At 74.3% G+C, this 14,786-nt stretch carries 14 protein-coding genes; 10 read left to right on the top strand and 4 right to left on the bottom strand.

The window, feature by feature from the left end; translation table 11 throughout:
- Positions 1-93: 93 nt before the first annotated feature.
- The 4 genes from OG689_RS05360 (at position 94) to OG689_RS05345 (ending at position 1,573) form a co-directional block, all read left to right on the top strand.
- On the top strand, positions 94-465 hold the full coding sequence (locus OG689_RS05360) for a hypothetical protein (protein ID WP_266318193.1): 372 nt from the start codon (positions 94-96) through the stop codon (positions 463-465).
- A 155-nt stretch (positions 466-620) separates the two neighbouring features.
- Complete coding sequence (locus OG689_RS05355; protein ID WP_266318191.1) at positions 621-1,199, top strand: hypothetical protein; 579 nt, start codon at positions 621-623, stop codon at positions 1,197-1,199.
- A gap of 99 nt (positions 1,200-1,298) precedes the next feature.
- Entirely contained in the window at positions 1,299-1,430 is a 132-nt protein-coding gene (locus OG689_RS05350; protein ID WP_266318190.1) for a transposase, read from the top strand.
- A complete protein-coding gene (locus tag OG689_RS05345) occupies positions 1,415-1,573 on the top strand; it encodes a hypothetical protein (RefSeq protein WP_266318188.1) in 159 nt (52 codons plus the stop codon). Before OG689_RS05350 ends, OG689_RS05345 begins: the two co-directional genes overlap by 16 nt.
- Before the next feature lie 3 nt (positions 1,574-1,576).
- Here the strand turns inward: OG689_RS05345 and OG689_RS05340 are convergent, their stop codons facing one another.
- The 3 genes from OG689_RS05340 to OG689_RS05330 form a co-directional block, all read right to left on the bottom strand.
- The gene (locus OG689_RS05340; protein ID WP_266318186.1) at positions 1,577-2,092 is read right to left on the bottom strand and encodes a hypothetical protein; all 516 of its coding nucleotides are present in this window, start codon (positions 2,090-2,092) and stop codon (positions 1,577-1,579) included.
- A gap of 389 nt (positions 2,093-2,481) precedes the next feature.
- Positions 2,482-3,171, bottom strand: a complete 690-nt coding sequence (locus tag OG689_RS05335; protein WP_266318185.1) for a VOC family protein — start codon at positions 3,169-3,171, stop codon at positions 2,482-2,484.
- Between the two features lie 86 nt (positions 3,172-3,257).
- The gene (locus OG689_RS05330) at positions 3,258-6,335 is read right to left on the bottom strand and encodes an AMP-binding protein (protein WP_323189376.1); all 3,078 of its coding nucleotides are present in this window, start codon (positions 6,333-6,335) and stop codon (positions 3,258-3,260) included.
- 385 nt (positions 6,336-6,720) lie between these two features.
- Here OG689_RS05330 and OG689_RS05325 point away from each other — a divergent pair, with 385 nt between their 5' ends.
- The 3 genes from OG689_RS05325 to OG689_RS05315 all read left to right on the top strand — a co-directional run bounded on the left by OG689_RS05325 (position 6,721) and on the right by OG689_RS05315 (position 9,992).
- Positions 6,721-7,317 carry a hypothetical protein gene (locus OG689_RS05325; protein WP_266318183.1) on the top strand — a complete coding sequence of 199 codons (597 nt, stop codon included), beginning with the start codon at positions 6,721-6,723 and terminating at the stop codon, positions 7,315-7,317.
- Positions 7,318-7,602: 285 nt separating this feature from the next.
- Positions 7,603-8,631 (top strand): L-threonine 3-dehydrogenase, encoded by a 1,029-nt coding sequence (tdh, locus tag OG689_RS05320; protein WP_073923393.1) that lies wholly within the window; start codon positions 7,603-7,605, stop codon positions 8,629-8,631.
- Positions 8,632-8,798: 167 nt separating this feature from the next.
- The gene (locus OG689_RS05315) at positions 8,799-9,992 is read left to right on the top strand and encodes a glycine C-acetyltransferase (protein ID WP_266318181.1); all 1,194 of its coding nucleotides are present in this window, start codon (positions 8,799-8,801) and stop codon (positions 9,990-9,992) included.
- A gap of 155 nt (positions 9,993-10,147) precedes the next feature.
- Here OG689_RS05315 and OG689_RS05310 read toward each other — a convergent pair whose 3' ends face one another.
- Complete coding sequence (locus OG689_RS05310) at positions 10,148-11,041, bottom strand: SDR family oxidoreductase (protein WP_266318180.1); 894 nt, start codon at positions 11,039-11,041, stop codon at positions 10,148-10,150.
- Between the two features lie 308 nt (positions 11,042-11,349).
- On the opposite strand from OG689_RS05310, the gene OG689_RS05305 reads away from it, so the two are divergent.
- The 3 genes from OG689_RS05305 to OG689_RS05295 all read left to right on the top strand — a co-directional run bounded on the left by OG689_RS05305 (position 11,350) and on the right by OG689_RS05295 (position 14,672).
- Positions 11,350-12,126 (top strand): hypothetical protein, encoded by a 777-nt coding sequence (locus tag OG689_RS05305; protein WP_266318179.1) that lies wholly within the window; start codon positions 11,350-11,352, stop codon positions 12,124-12,126.
- A 214-nt stretch (positions 12,127-12,340) separates the two neighbouring features.
- Positions 12,341-13,261 carry a LysR family transcriptional regulator gene (locus tag OG689_RS05300; protein ID WP_266318178.1) on the top strand — a complete coding sequence of 307 codons (921 nt, stop codon included), beginning with the start codon at positions 12,341-12,343 and terminating at the stop codon, positions 13,259-13,261.
- Between the two features lie 136 nt (positions 13,262-13,397).
- A complete protein-coding gene (locus OG689_RS05295; protein WP_323189251.1) occupies positions 13,398-14,672 on the top strand; it encodes a PP2C family protein-serine/threonine phosphatase in 1,275 nt (424 codons plus the stop codon).
- Positions 14,673-14,786 lie beyond the last annotated feature (114 nt).

Here is a 14,786-nt window from a genome sequence, read left to right as displayed (position 1 = left end):
GCGAGCAGTGTCGGGCTCCGTCCGCTGCGCTAGCAGTTCTCCACGGTCAGAGGCGACTCCTACGACGACAACTGGCTGGTCATCGGTGGATCGGTGGCCACCAACCGGGGCAGTTGGTCCTTCGCCGATCCATGTCTGCTGGTCCATGAAGCCCGGCAGGTGTCCGCCTGGCTGCGGGCGGTGGCCGCCGGGAGAATGGCTGCGACCGGGCCCGATGCCGAAGGCTGGTTCTCCCCGGACACGTGGTTCGTCGAACCGGTCCTGGCCGTAAGCCTCGTTGATCGGAACGACACCGAGGCAGTGATTCGTGTCCACCTCTCGCTCGAGGCGACGCCCCCGTGGCAGAAGGGCGATGACAGGGCGGACATCTACCAGTACTTCGTGGAGCTGCGGGTGGACGCCGCAACGCCGCTTCGCGAGGCCGACCAGTGGGATCTTGCCCTGGACTCCTTCCCGGCCCGCTGATCACCCGTGGGAGGATCCCAAAGCTGCCGGTGGATCTGCCGTAGGCCTCCACCGCGGCTGCGTAGCCTGACGGTCGACGCGCAAGAATGTTTGACGCGTCGTCATACAAGCGACCTTACAAGGTCACTGTCACCGGAAGGATCCGACGCCCACCCATGTCAAGCATCCGCTCACGGGCCGCCGCGCTGGCTGTCGTCGCCGCGATCGGGCTCGGTGCCCTCAGTACCGGCACCGCGTACGCCGCCCCCGTGCCTTCGGTCGCCTCGGTCGCCGAGGCCACCCCTGCCGTGTCAGCCGCGCCGTCCGCGCCCACCCGCATCCCGATGAACAGCGTGCTCGCCAGGAACCAGGCCTGGTACTCGCCGAACGGCCACGTCCAGCTGGCCATGCAGGGCGACGGCAATGTCGTCCTGTACCGCGACACCACCCCGATCTGGGTGGCCCGCGGCGCCATGCCCAACGGCAACATCCTCGCCATGCAGGGCGACGGGAACCTCGTCGTGTACGCCGCCGACAGCACCCCGCTGTGGTGGAGCGGGACCGGCGGCCACCCCGGCGCCGAACTGACCGTCTACAACGAGGGCGCCATCGCGGTCGAGCTGAACGGCAAGATCCTCTGGACCTCCGCCCCGCCCGCCCCGAACCCGAACCCCTACCCGTGCCCGCCGTGGGGCCCGCCCTACCCCGGCCAGTACATCCCGCCGTGGTGCCCGGTCTGGCCGTTCCCCAGCTAGGGTCCGTTCAAGAAGTGGATCAAGGTCTGTCATGATCCACCTGTGGGGCGTGGAGATCTGACGAGCGAGCAATGGGCCAGGCTGGAACCGTTGTTGCCGATGGGCAAGAAGTCGGGGCGGCCTCCGGTCTGGCCCAAGCGGCAGGCGATCAACGGCATACGCCGGCGGACGCGGACCGGTGCGCCCTGGCGAGACGTGCCGCTCAGGCATGGCGAGTGGGAGAGCGTCTGAAGGCCGACTACCGCGAACGCCATGTCGTCGAGTGCGGGATCAACCGCCTCAAACGGCACCGGGCCGTTGTGACCCGCTACGACAAACTTGCTGTCCGCTACGAGGCCACCGTCACCAACGCCGTCATCAACGAGTGGCTGTGACTCCTACGACGACCCGCGAATCTCTCGGCCGGCGTGTGACCCTCCTATCCAGAAGGTCAGCGCCTTCCGTCTACCTCCCAGCGACCGCCGCATCGCGTTGACCAGGCTCATCTGTGACTGAGCCACCTCTGCGCCGACCTCCCGGAACTCCTCTTCGCTGAGTGGCGTACGGGCCGGATCGACGTTTCGGGCGACGCGGTCCAAGAAGCGGTCGACTGACTGACCGAACCGGTCGACCTCGGCCGCAACCTCGGCGGGAGCGATCAAGCTGACCCGCGTCAGAACGGCGCTCCACTCGGCCCAGTCGTAGTCCCAGCCGCAACGGTCGGCGTGTGCGCGCTTGATCACCATCGTGAACTTGGCGTAGTGACTGAGTAGTTCCTGGTAAGCAACCAGCTGTTGGTCCCGCGACCACTGATGATCTTGGCCTCGTCTGGTGACGATCCCGCCTACCAGCACTCCGACGGTCGCCGAGGCCGCTCCCGTAGCGGTCGTGATCAGCGCTTCCAGCAAAGCCACTCCAGCCCCCGTGCCCAGCAACTACCGTGCGATCCGCGATCGGAACATAGCACTGGTGCATATCGGCGCGGCAGGGCACGCGGTGGCCTCCTGGCGGACGGCAACACCGGTGACTGGCAAGCGCTTTTGAAACGCGCCCTGGTCCTACCCGATGGTGATCCGAACGCTCCGTGTCCGTGGCGCTGACACGGACACGGAACGGGAGGGCCCGCCCCTGCTGGTCCGGGTCAGCAGCGTCGGAACCGCCGAACCGTGAGCCCGGACGCCCGCCGATCGACGGAGCCTCCCTGAACCCCGGCCCGGCCGCTCGGCGTGTCCATCGCCGGGTCTGCGTCACCCCCCACTCCGACACCGCGGCCGAGCGGCGGCGCCGGCGCCCGTACGCTTCGTCAGTCCCGCCCCTGCCAGGTGGTGACGCAGGCCTCGTTGCCCTCGGCGTCGGCGAGCACCCAGAAGGCCGGGGCCCGGGTGGCGGAGAGCAGTCGGCCGCCGGCAGCCAGGGCGGCCTCGATCCGCCGGGGTGCCTCGTCGTGCGGGACGCAGATGTCGAGGTGGAGGCGGTTGCGCTGCGGGCGGGCCCGGTCCATCTGCTGGAACCAGATCGCCGGGCCCTGGCCGAGCGGGTCGACCAGCGGGGCGGCCGGACCGCTCGCCCCGGCCTCGTCGGCGTATCCCAGGACGGCCTTCCAGAACGGCCGGAGCGCCGCCGGGTCCAACGCGTCGATCGCGAGCTCCAGGAGCTGGACCGTCCGCGGAGCCTCAGGACCGCCGCCGGGTTCGGTGCGCGAGCCGGCCGCCCGGACGGCGGCGGAGATCCGGTGCGCGAGATCGACGTCCCGGGTGGTGACCGCCGCCCGGTCCGGTGACCGCAGGGTGAGCAGCACCAGCCCGCGCCGGACATCGGCCTGGAGGTGCCCGTCGGCATGCTCGCCGCAGGCCGCCACGGCGCGCGTGGCCAGCTCGATCCCCTCGGCCAGCGACCCGGCCGGGACGCTCGTCCGCAGGCTCTCCAGCAGGTAGCACCAGCCGGTGTCGTTCAGCGCGTCCGAGGCTTCCGGTCCGCTCAGCGTCCGCTTCATGGGGACATCCTGGCAGGCCCGTGGCCGCCAGGTCCGGCGCACGGCTGAGGCAGGGTGGGGGAGTTGGCCCGGCGCCGGCCCTCGCCTCAGCCGCCCGTCACGGCGGCCAGCCCGGCCTCGAAGGCCTCGCGGAGCGTGCTGACCGTCTCGGGGGCGAAGGCGTGGGTGTTGTAGCGGAGCCAGCAGCGGAGGCTGCCGTCGGGCTGTTCGGCTGCCATCAGCTCGGGCACGTGCAGGTCGCCCTCGGGCATCGGCAGCGGGACGGTGTTGCTGCGCGGCAGGTCCCAGGGGGCGCAGGGAAGGCCGGGGAGCTGGGCGGGGGCGTTCCAGCTCTCGTAGCGGACCCAGGCGGCGAACGGGGCCTGTGGGCTGAACTCGGCGAAGGGGTGCAGCTGGTGGTCGAGGGCGGCGCTGTACGTGCGACGCAGCCGGTCGATCAGTTCGGCGTGGCCGGGGGCGCCGGAGGTGTCCACCCGGAGTAGCAGGGACTGGACGAAGCAGCCGACGGTGTGTTCGGACTCGGGGGTGGTGCGGCCGGGGACGGGGGTCATCAGCACCAGGTCGGGGCGGTCGCCGTGCTCGGCGAGGACGGCGCTCCAGACGGCGGCGACGGCGAGGAAGGGGGTGGCGCCCAGCTCGGCAGCACGCTCGCGCAGCGCCTGGGCCCGGGCCGCCGGGACGGTGAACTCCTGGGCGTCGGTGAGGACGGTGCGGGCAGGAAGGCGGCCGGGGAAGGGATCCAGGGCGGCGGGTGCGCCGGCCAGCGCGCGGGCGAAGTGCGCCCGGCTCGCGGGCCAGCGGGCGTTGGCGTCCTCGACGAGTTCCCGGTAGCCCGCCCTGGGGCGGGGGGCCGATACGGGCCGTTCGCGGCGGAGGGCGGAGTAGGCGACGCCCAGGTCCTGCAGGACGACGCCGAGCGACCAGCCGTCGCTGACCATGTGGTGCACACCCAGCATGACGACGTGGTCGGATGGGCCCCGGCTGGCCACCAGCAGCCGGGTCAGCGGCTCGTGGGCGAGGTCGGTGAGCCGGTCCCGTTCGGCGATCAGCCGGGTGCTGAGCCGGGCGTCGTCCTCGCCGTCCAGGTCGACGAGGGTGATGTCCGCGCGGGGTTCCGGGTGCAGGACGGCGCGGACGATGCCGGGCCGGCCGGCCACCGGTTCGAAGGAGGTGCGCAGCGCGGGGTGGCGGCGGACCACCTCCAGGAGGGCGCGGCCGAGCAGGTCGGGCCGCAGGGCGGAGGTGACCCGGAACTGGACGGTGACGGTGCCGGCGTCCCGGCCGGGGGCCTCGGCCGACCAGCGGAGAAAGTTCTCCTGCTGGGAGGTGAGCGGCAGGTCGTGGGCCTGGGCGCGCAGTTCGGCGAGGAAGGGGGAGACCTCGGTGTCCGGGCCGGCCGCCGGCTGCCCCGCCGTCCCGCTGCTCGTCCCGCTGCTCGTCCCGGCTGCGCGGCCGGGGGCGTCGAGCCAGGCGGCCTGGGCGCGCAGCGAGGGGCGTTCGAAGACCAGCGCCGTACCGGCGGCGGCGCCGAACTCGGCGGAGATGGCGGCGGCCAGCTGGACGGCGCGGAAGGAGTCCCCGCCGGCGGCGAAGAACTCCTCCTCCACGGTGCGCACCGGACGGCCGAGCACCCGGCGCCAGAGGGCGGCCAGGGCCAGCTCGGTGGGGGTGGCGGGGGCGGGGCCGGCGGCGGCGGGAGCCTCCTGCGGGGTGTCGAACCGGGCGCGGAGCAGGTGCTTGACGACCTTGCCGCTGGGGTTGCGCGGCAGGGTGTCGGCGAGCAGGATCCGCACCGGCAGTTCGGGGCGGCTGAGCCGGGCGGCCAGGAAGAGCCGCAGGTCGTCCAGGTCGAGGCCGTCGGTGGCGGGGACGACGGCGGCGACCGGCACGCTGCCCATCACGGGGTGCGGGACGCCGAGGGCGGCAGCGTCGGCGACCTGCGGGTGTTCGTGCAGCACCTCCTCGATCCGCAGGGTGGAGACCTTGAGGGCGCCGGACTTGATGACGTCGCTCTCCCGGTCGACCAGGTACAGGTGGCCCTCCGGGTCGAGGCGCCCGAGGTCGCCCATCCGCACCCAGCCGTCCTGGAACACCGCGCCGCCGGGGGCGCCGGCGCCGATGTAGCGGCGCGGCGGGCCGGGCTGGCGCAGCCAGATGTCACCCGTCCCGCCGGGCGGCACGGGGTGGCCGTCGGGGTCGAGGATCCGCAGGTCGGCGGGGTCGGCGGGGCGGCCGACCGAGCCGGGCCTGGTGGCGTCGACGATGGTGGAGATCTGTGCGGGGGAGGCCTCGGCGGAGGTGTAGGTGTTGACCACGGTGGCCTTGGGCAGGGCGCCTGCCAGGGCGGCGGCGACCGGGGCGGGCAGGGCCGCGGCGGAGCAGCTGACCAGCAGGATCCCGGTGAGGTCGTACCGCTCGGCGACCTTGCTGTTGACCAGTTCGACGGCCATCGAGGGCACCAGGAAGACGGTGCCGACGGCGAGTTCCTCGACGGTACGGGCGAAGTTCTCGGCGTCGAAGCGAGGCAGGCAGACGGTGGTGGGGTGGCCGGTCAGGGCGCTGACCAGGACGACCTGGGCGGCGTTGGTGCCGATGGGGAAGGCGTGCAGGGCGTGGCCGGAGTGGGCGTAGGGGCGTGGGCGGGGGTTCAGTGCCAGGCCGGCAGTGAGGCTGGCATGGGCGGCGAGGACGCCCTTGGGTGTGCCGGTGGTGCCGGAGGTGCCGATGATCTGTGCCGGGTCCTCGGGAGCGGGCCGGTGCGGCGGCTCCGCCGGGACGTCCCCGCCGGCCGCCCCGGCGGCGTCGGTCAGGTGGTCGAGCAGCAGGTCGGCGATGCCGGGGACGGCCGGGCGGGCCGCGCCGCGCAGCGCCGTCCGGGCGTCGGCGAGCTCGACCAGGCGGGCGGTGTCGGTGGCGGAGTGGTCCTCCCGGACGGCCAGCGCGACGGCGCCCGCGTACTGGACGGCCATGAAGGCGATCGCGTACCGCTCCCACTCCTGGTTGGTGAAGAGCAGGGCCACCCGGTCGCCGGGACGCACGCCGGCGCGGGCCAGCCCGTGTGCCGCGCGGACTGCGCTCGCCCGCCACTGCCCGTACGTCACGCTGCCACCGCCCCGGACCAGCAGCGCGATCCGCTCGGGGTGGGTGCCGGCGCGGTGGTCCAGCAGGTCGGGCAGGGTCAGCGGGCTCTGGGCGGGATCGATGACGACTCCAGGTGTGGTGACGGTCCGGCGGCGGACGGACGGGCTCGTCCGGGGTGCCGTCCCGCTGGGGCCGGCCGACGAACCCCGCCGCGCGCTCCTGCGGCGCGACGGGTCGGACCAGCCCTACGGAACTCCCGCCCGGTGCGGGCGGTCTGACGACATGTGGCGCCGGTCGGCCCGACTCGGATATGGTCTGGACCAATACGTGCCGGGGGGATGATAGCGCGCCTGTGTCGCGGTTCTGTCGCACGATTTCCACACATCATGTACCTGTCGTGCATTCCATTCGGGCACATCTTCCGCACGTCTGCCGTGACACGTCTGCCGTGAAGGGGGACGACCGACCTTGCCGACCAGCCCCGCCCTCGCGTCCACCGCCGGCCCCGACGCCGTCACCGCCACCGGCCCCGTCCTGCGCGCCGCCACCGGCTCCGGACCCGCCACCGGCCCCGTCCTGCGCGCCGCCACCGGCTCCGGACCCGCCACCGGCCCCGTCCTGCGCGCCGCCACCGGCTCCGGACCCGCCACCGACGGCCCGGGCGGCGAGCAGGGCGGACCGTCCGCGGCCGGCCGCCAGCTGGCCGCGCTGCTCGCCGCGCCCGGCCGCTACCGCACCCGCTGGCTCCGGCACGTCGCCCGGGCCACGCCGGGCCGGATCAACCAGGCGGCCGTCACCCGGGTGCTCGCCGAGTGGCTCTGGCTGGGCGGCGAGGCCTCCGAGGGCGACGTGCTGCCGCGCGCCCTGCGGGACCGGGTCTCCCGCGCGCTCGGCGGCCGGGCGCTCTCCGCAGCGACGCTGCGCCTGTTCGTCGCGGCCTTCGACATGACCGGCGCCGACGAGGACCGGCTCTGGGCCCTGCTGGACGGCCCGGCCGGCGTGGTCGCCCCTGCGGCGCCCGTCGCTCCTGCCACTCCCGCCGCCGCGGCCCCGGCGGCCCGCTGAGGGCGCCGGCGGCCTCGCCCGGGGACGGGCGACGCACCGCACCGCATCCTCCGTACGGGTGGCGCGCGGCACGGCGCCGGGTCGGCCGGGTGCCGCTCGGGCACCATCGTGAAGCCCAGCTGTGGCGGCCCTTAAGAATTCCTCGATGGACCGGACCGGCCCCCACCAGGCAGATTGCACATTGCCCGGTGCGGTGCCCAGCAGCAGTACGCGCAGCCGCCGCCCGCCGGGCCCCGCCGGCCTGCCCACACCAGGCCGCCCCATCGTGCGTCAGGAGCCGCCGCAGTGAAGGCACTCGTCAAGCAGAAGGCCGAGCCGGGACTCTGGCTGATGGACGTCCCGAAGCCCGCCATCGGCCCCGGCGAGGTGCTGATCAAGGTGCTCCGCACCGGTATCTGCGGCACCGACCTGCACATCCGCAACTGGGACGGCTGGGCGCAGCAGACCATCCGCACGCCGCTGACGCTCGGTCACGAGTTCGTCGGCGAGGTCGCCGAGACCGGCGCGGCCGTCACCGATGTCAGCGTCGGCGACCTGGTCAGCGGCGAGGGCCACCTGGTCTGCGGCAAGTGCCGCAACTGTCTGGCCGGCCGCCGCCACCTGTGCCGCAACACGATCGGCCTGGGTGTCGGCCGCGACGGTGCCTTCGCCGAGTACGTGGCGCTGCCCGCCTCCAACGTCTGGGTGCACCGGGTGCCGGTCGACCTGGACGTGGCCGCGATCTTCGACCCGTTCGGCAACGCCGTGCACACCGCGCTGTCCTTCCCGCTGGTCGGTGAGGACGTGCTGATCACCGGCGCCGGCCCGATCGGCATCATGGCGGCCGCCGTCGCCAAGCACGCCGGCGCCCGCAACGTGATGATCACCGACGTCAGCCCGTACCGCCTGGACCTGGCCCGCAAGGTCGGTGTGACGCTGGCGCTGAACGTCGCCGAGCACACCATCGAGGAGGGCCAGCAGCAGCTGGGCCTGCGCGAGGGCTTCGACGTGGGTCTGGAGATGTCCGGCCGCCCCGAGGCGATGCAGCAGATGATCGCCAACCTGACGCACGGCGGCAAGATCGCCATGCTGGGCCTGCCGGCCGAGGACTTCCCGGTCGACTGGGCGCGGATCGTCACCTCGATGATCACCATCAAGGGCATCTACGGCCGGGAGATGTTCGAGACCTGGTACGCGATGTCGGTGCTGCTGGAGGGCGGCCTGGACCTCAGCCCCGTGATCACCGGCCGCTACCCCGCCGCCGACTTCGAGGCCGCCTTCGACGACGCCGCGAGCGGACGCTGCGGCAAGATCATCCTCGACTGGACCGTCTAGGAGCGACCGGCACCCGGGGGCGCGCGCCACGCGCCCCCGCGCCGGTCGGGAGGCCACCCGCCCCCGCCCGCCGGACCCGGCCCGGACGCCGCGCCCGCGCCCGTCCCCCGAGTCCCGGCCGCTCCGCGCCCCGCACCGTCCGAACCCACTCCCGGGAGCCTGTCACCATGTTCGACTCCGTGCGCGACGACATCGCCACCACCCTCGACGAGATCCGCGAGGCCGGCCTCTTCAAGCCCGAGCGGGTGATCGGCACCCCGCAGAGCGCGGCCGTCACCGTCACCGGCGGCGGCCGTCCCGGAGAGGTGCTGAACTTCTGCGCCAACAACTACCTGGGCCTCGCCGACCACCCCGAGATCCTCGCCGCCGCCAAGGACGCGCTGGACCGCTGGGGCTACGGCATGGCCTCGGTGCGCTTCATCTGCGGCACCCAGGACGTCCACAAGCAGCTGGAGGACCGGCTCTCCGCCTTCCTCGGCCAGGAGGACACCATCCTGTACTCCTCCTGCTTCGACGCCAACGGCGGTGTCTTCGAGACCCTGCTGGACGACCGCGACGCCGTCATCTCCGACGCGCTCAACCACGCGAGCATCATCGACGGCATCCGCCTCAGCAAGGCCCGCCGCCACCGCTACGCCAACCGCGACCTGGCCGACCTGGAGAAGCAGCTCCAGGACACCCAGGACGCCCGCCGCCGCCTGATCGTCACCGACGGCGTCTTCTCGATGGACGGCTACGTCGCCCCGCTGCGCGAGATCTGCGACCTGGCCGACCGCTACGACGCCATGGTCATGGTCGACGACTCGCACGCGGTCGGCTTCGTCGGTGCCGGCGGCCGCGGCACGCCCGAGCTGCACGGCGTGATGGACCGGGTCGACATCATCACCGGCACCCTCGGCAAGGCCCTCGGCGGCGCCTCCGGCGGCTACGTCGCGGCCCGCCGGGAGATCGTCGCCCTGCTGCGCCAGCGCTCGCGCCCCTACCTGTTCTCCAACTCGCTCGCGCCGGTGATCGCCGCCGCCTCGCTCAAGGTGCTGGACCTGGTCGAGGAGTCGAACGAGCTGCGCGAGCGGCTGGCCGCCAACACCGCGCTGTTCCGCTCGAAGATGACCGAGGCCGGCTTCGAGATCCTGCCGGGCGACCACCCGATCGCCCCGGTCATGATCGGCGACGCCGCCAAGGCCGGCCGCCTCGCCGAGCTGCTGCTGGAGCGCGGTGTGTACGTGATCGGGTTCTCGTTCCCCGTCGTCCCGCACGGCGCCGCCCGGATCCGCGTCCAGCTCTCCGCCGCGCACTCCACCGAGGACGTCGAGCGCGCCGTCGCGGCGTTCGTCGACGCCCGCGCGGCCCTGGGGGAGTAGGCCCGCCCGGCGGGAGCAGGCTGGTCCCGCACCCTGAACCGCCTCGTGGCCCGCCCGGAACCGGCCGGGCCACGAGGCACTCCACCCGGCCCGTACCGTCCGCACGACCGGACCGGCCGGCCGGGCCAGGCCGTGGGCCCGGCCCGGCGCGCCTGTCAGGCCGGGTGTTCCACGGCGGCGGCCCGGGCCCCGGGCACCGACCCGGCCGGGTCCCCGCCGTCCAGCGGGCCGCTCCCGGCCACGAAGGCCCGGGCGGTGGCCAGCTCGGCCGCGGCCCCCTCCGCGAGCATGCCGAGGTAGCCGAAGGCGTCCTCGCCGACCGGCAGCCGCAGCGGCGCGGAGGCGTCCGACACGACCCGCCGCACCAGCGCCGCGAACTCCGCCGGCCGTCCGAGCTCCGCGTTGCCCGCCATCCCGCGCAGCCCGTCCAGCATCGGGTCGGTCACCGGCCGGTAGGCCGGGACGGCCGCGGCCGCCGGGACGACGGAGGTCCCGTAGCGGGTGTCGTAGCCACCGGGCTCCAGCACCGTCACCCTGACCCCGAAGGCCGCCGCCTCGGCGGCGAGCGCCTGGCTCATCGCCTCCAGGGCGTACTTGCCGGCGCTGTAGGCCCCCAGCCCGGGGAAGACCGTCCGGCCGGCGAGCGAGGAGACGTTGACGACGTGCCCGGCGCCCTGGGCCCGCATCAGCGGCAGGACCTCGCGGGTGAGCCGCCAGGGGCCCACCACCAGCACCTCCAGCTGGTCGCGCAGCTCCTCGTCGGAGATCTCCTCGACCGCGCCGAACACCCCGCAGCCGGCGTTGTTCACCAGCACGTCGATCCCGCCCATGCGCTGCACGGCGAGCTCCACCGCGGCCCGGCACTGCTCGGCGTCCCGGACGTCCAGCACCGCCTCGACGATCCGGCCGGGAAAGGCCTTCGCCAGCTGGTCCAGCGCACCGGGCCGCCGGGTGGTCGCCAGCACCGTGTCCCCGGCCCGCGCCACCGCCTCGGCGAGTGCCAGTCCCAGTCCGGACGAGCAGCCCGTCACCAGCCAACGTCTCGTCATGTCCAGCCCTTCGCCGAGGAGTAAGGGCCCCACGATAGGGAGGCGGTGACCCGCCCGGCGCGGGAGCGGACGGCGGCGCGCGGGGTGCGACCGGCGCACAGGGGGCGCACTGCCGGGACGCCGTGCAGGTCGGAGCGGGTGGCGGGAGCGGTACGCCGTGCTCCGGTTCGTGTGCCGAGGGCCGGCGGGCAGGGATGCGGCGGGGCAGGACCCCGCGCACGATGGGGGAGGGACTTCTCGACCCCCGGCGCCCCTCCGACCGAGACGGCGCCCCGCCCGCACGGTGCTACCCGCCGCGGAGGTGTCCGATGACGAGCCCGTACTCCGACGATCCGCTCCCGCAAGCCCCGCCGGGCGGCCCGCCCGCGCACAACGTGAACGGCAGCCGGCCGAACGCGGGCCGCCCCGCCGCGGGCGGCGGCCTCACGAGCGGCGGCGAGGTCGCGAGCGGCGGTCCGGCGACCGGCGGCGCCTGGCAGCCGGCCCGTGCCCCGTCCGCCTCCTCCCTGGGGCCGGCCGGCGGCAATGTGCTCTGGGCCTTCGCGCCCTGGATCGTCTTCGCCGCGGTGGCCGGCCCGAGCACCTGGAAGCTCGCCGCCGTCGCCGGTCTGGTCACCTCGCTGCTGCTGAACGGACCGGACGTGCTGCGAGGCCGCCCGAAGCTCCTGGAGATCGTCGGCATCCTGTTCTTCGCCGTCATCTGCCTGCTCGCGCTGGTGCTGGACCGGGACGATCTGATCTGGCTGGAGACCTACGCCCAGGTGATCGCCAACGGGGTGGTGGCGGTGGCCGCGCTCGGATCGCTGGCCTTCGTCCCGTTCACCGAGCAGTACGCCCGCGAGTCCACCCCGCCGGAGATCTGGCGGACCGCGGCCTTCAAACGGACCAACCGGGTGCTGACCGCGATGTGGGGCGGGATCTTCGCGGTGATCGCCCTGCTCGGGCTGCTGGCCCTGCACGTCTCCTCGGGGACGGACTGGCTCAACTGGGTCCTGCCGGTCGTGCTGCTGGTGGTCGGGGTCAAGGTCACCCGCTGGTACCCGGAGCAGGTCCGGGCCCGCGCGGTCCGGGAGCGGCTGCGCTGACCCGCCGGCGGGCCGCCTCCGGGTACGCCGTCCTGACCCGCCGGCGGGCCGCCTCCGGGTACGCCGTCCTGGCCCGCCGTCGGCACGCCACCTCCGGTCGCCCGGCCGGCCCGGACGGCACCGGCCCGGTCCGCACCGCCCGGTCCGTACCTCCAGGCCCGCCGGCCCGGCCCGGCCGTGACCGGGCCGGCCGCGGCGCTGGCAGAATTGCGGTGTGATCGACGCCCGACGGCTGCGGACCCTGCGGGCCGTGGCCGACCACCGCACCGTGACGGCAGCCGCCGCCGCCCTCTACCTGACCCCCTCGGCGGTCTCCCAGCAGCTGGCCGCGCTCGAACAGGAGACCGGCCACCACCTGCTGGCCAGGGACGGACGGGGCGTGCGGCTGACCGCCGCGGGGGAGATCCTGCTCCGGCACGCCGACGCCGTGCTCGCCCAGCTGGAGCGCGCCGAGGCCGACCTCGCGGCCTACAGCGGCGGCGTCGCGGGCGAGATCACCGTCGCCTCCTTCGCCACCGGGATCGCGCTCGTCCTGGTGCCGGCGATCCGCGCCCTCGCCACCGATGCCCCCGGCCTGCGGCTGAAGGTGCTGGACACCGAGGGCGACGCCAGCCTGCCGATGCTGCTGGACGGCCGCGCCGACCTCGCGGTCGCGGTCGAGTACCGCGGCGCGCCCCGGGCGGACGACGCCCGGCTGACCCGCGTCCCGCTGTACGCCGAGCCCTTCGAAGCGGTCCTGCCGCTCGGCCACCGGCTCGCCGCGCCCGACCGCGCGAGCGAGGTGGTCGACCTCGCGGACCTCGCCGCCGAGCCCTGGATCGGCCCCTACCCCGGCAACCCCTGCCACGACGTGGTGCTGCTCGCCTGCGAGCACGCCGGGTTCCAGCCCCGCCTGGTGCACTCCTCGGACGACTTCAACGCCGTGGTCGCGCTCGCCTCGGCCGGCGCCGGGGTTGCCCTGGTACCCCGCTCCGCGCTGCGCGGCGCCGACCTCGCCCGGGTGGCCGTCCGCCCGGTGGACAGCGCCCTGGCGACCCGCAAGGTGTTCGCCGCCGTCCGCACCGGGGCGGAGAGCCACCCGCTGCTGCGGCCGGTGCTGCGGGCGCTCGCCACGGCGGCGGCCGAGGCCGGCTGAGCCGCGGGCCGCACCGGCCGGCGGCATCGAGAGGGGCCCGGGCCGCGCGGTGCTCCGCCCGCCCGGGCGGCCCGGGGAGGACACTGGGGGTGCCGGGCCTGCCGTCGGGCCGGCGGCCCGGGCGAGGAGTGCGACTGTGACGGACCGCGAGAGGGACAGCCGGCGGATGCTGGTCGGGCTGCTCGACGCCAGCCATCTGATGCCGCTGGAACAGGTGCCGGACCGGGTGGCGGAGCACGCGGCGCCCGCGGGGCTGCGCAACACCGCGATCTACCTGTGCGACCTGCGGGAGAGCGTGCTGCGGCTGCTGACCGGGATCGGCCCGGACGCCCACCGGGGACAGGCCCCGGGCACCGGGGCGGCGGCCGACGAGGCCGATCTGAGGGTCGAGGGCACGCTGCCCGGCCGGGCCTTCCAGGAGGGGCGGACGGTCGCCGCCGGACGAGCCGACGGGAGCGGCCACCGCTGGTGGGTGCCGCTGCTCGACGGCACCGAGCGACTGGGCGTACTGCGGGTGGACACCGCGTACGACGACCCGCAGACCCGCCACGACCTGCTGGGCCTCGCCGCGCTGATCGGGCTGCTGATCGTCAGCAAGCGTGGCACCAGCGACGCCTACGCCCGGCTGCGCCGCACCGAGCGGATGAACGTGGCCGCCGAGATGCAGTGGAACCTCATGCCGCCGCGCATCTACGCCGACGAGCGGGTGGTGATCGGCGGTGTCATGGAGCCCGCCTACCTGGTCGGCGGCGACGCGTTCGACTTCGCGACCGCCGGTGACACCGTGTACCTGTCGGTGTTCGACGCGATGGGCCACGACACCGCCGCCGCCCTGACGGCCAACCTCGCGGTGGCGGCCTGCCGCAACCACCGCCGCAAGGGCCGGGGCCTGGCCGAGATCGGTGAGGCCATCGAGGAGGCGGTGCTGGAACAGTTCGGCCGGAGCCGGTTCGTCACCGGCATCCTGGGCGAACTTGATCTGCGGACGGGCGTGCTGTCCTGGGTCAACCGCGGACATCACCCGCCGGTCGTGATCCGCGCCGGGCGCTGGGAGACCCAGCTGCACTGCCCGCCGGCCCACCCCATGGGCACTGCGCTGGGCCTGCCGAGCCAGGTGTGCCACGAGCAGCTGGAGCCGGGGGACCGGCTGGTCCTGTACACCGACGGCATCACCGAGGCCCACCGCCCAGGCGTCCCGGAGTTCGGCCTGGCCCGCTTCATCGACGTCCTCATCCGCGCCCACGCCGACCACCGCCCCGTGCCGGAGACCTTGCGCCGCCTGGTCCGAAGCATCCTGGAGCACCATCAGGGCCGCCTCAACGACGACGCCACCGTCCTGCTCCTGCAGTGGCACGGCTCCAGCCCGTTCCCCTCGTCGGAGGTCAGGGCGCTCGCCGGGGTGCCGTCCTGACGGCGCTCTCTGCGGCCCAGGCGGTTTGAATCGGACAATCCGGGCACACGCCTGACGTGGGATCCCGCCGAACCCGAGAAGGCAGTCGAACGGTGACTGTCGCGCCACGGGAGC

This window comes from Kitasatospora sp. NBC_00240, assembly GCF_026342405.1.
Classification (GTDB): domain Bacteria; phylum Actinomycetota; class Actinomycetes; order Streptomycetales; family Streptomycetaceae; genus Kitasatospora.
This window is presented reverse-complemented; position numbering and strand designations above follow the sequence as displayed.

What these genes read in the sequence shown, in the direction of transcription:
- OG689_RS05355 (WP_266318191.1), top strand. Translation starts at nt 621, where the DNA reads ATGTCAAGCATCCGCTCACGGGCCGCCGCGCTGGCTGTCGTCGCCGCG.
- OG689_RS05350 (WP_266318190.1), top strand. Translation starts at nt 1,299, where the DNA reads ATGGGCAAGAAGTCGGGGCGGCCTCCGGTCTGGCCCAAGCGGCAGGCG.
- OG689_RS05335 (WP_266318185.1), bottom strand. Translation starts at nt 3,171, where the DNA reads ATGAAGCGGACGCTGAGCGGACCGGAAGCCTCGGACGCGCTGAACGAC.
- OG689_RS05315 (WP_266318181.1), top strand. Translation starts at nt 8,799, where the DNA reads ATGTTCGACTCCGTGCGCGACGACATCGCCACCACCCTCGACGAGATC.
- OG689_RS05310 (WP_266318180.1), bottom strand. Translation starts at nt 11,041, where the DNA reads ATGACGAGACGTTGGCTGGTGACGGGCTGCTCGTCCGGACTGGGACTG.
- OG689_RS05305 (WP_266318179.1), top strand. Translation starts at nt 11,350, where the DNA reads ATGACGAGCCCGTACTCCGACGATCCGCTCCCGCAAGCCCCGCCGGGC.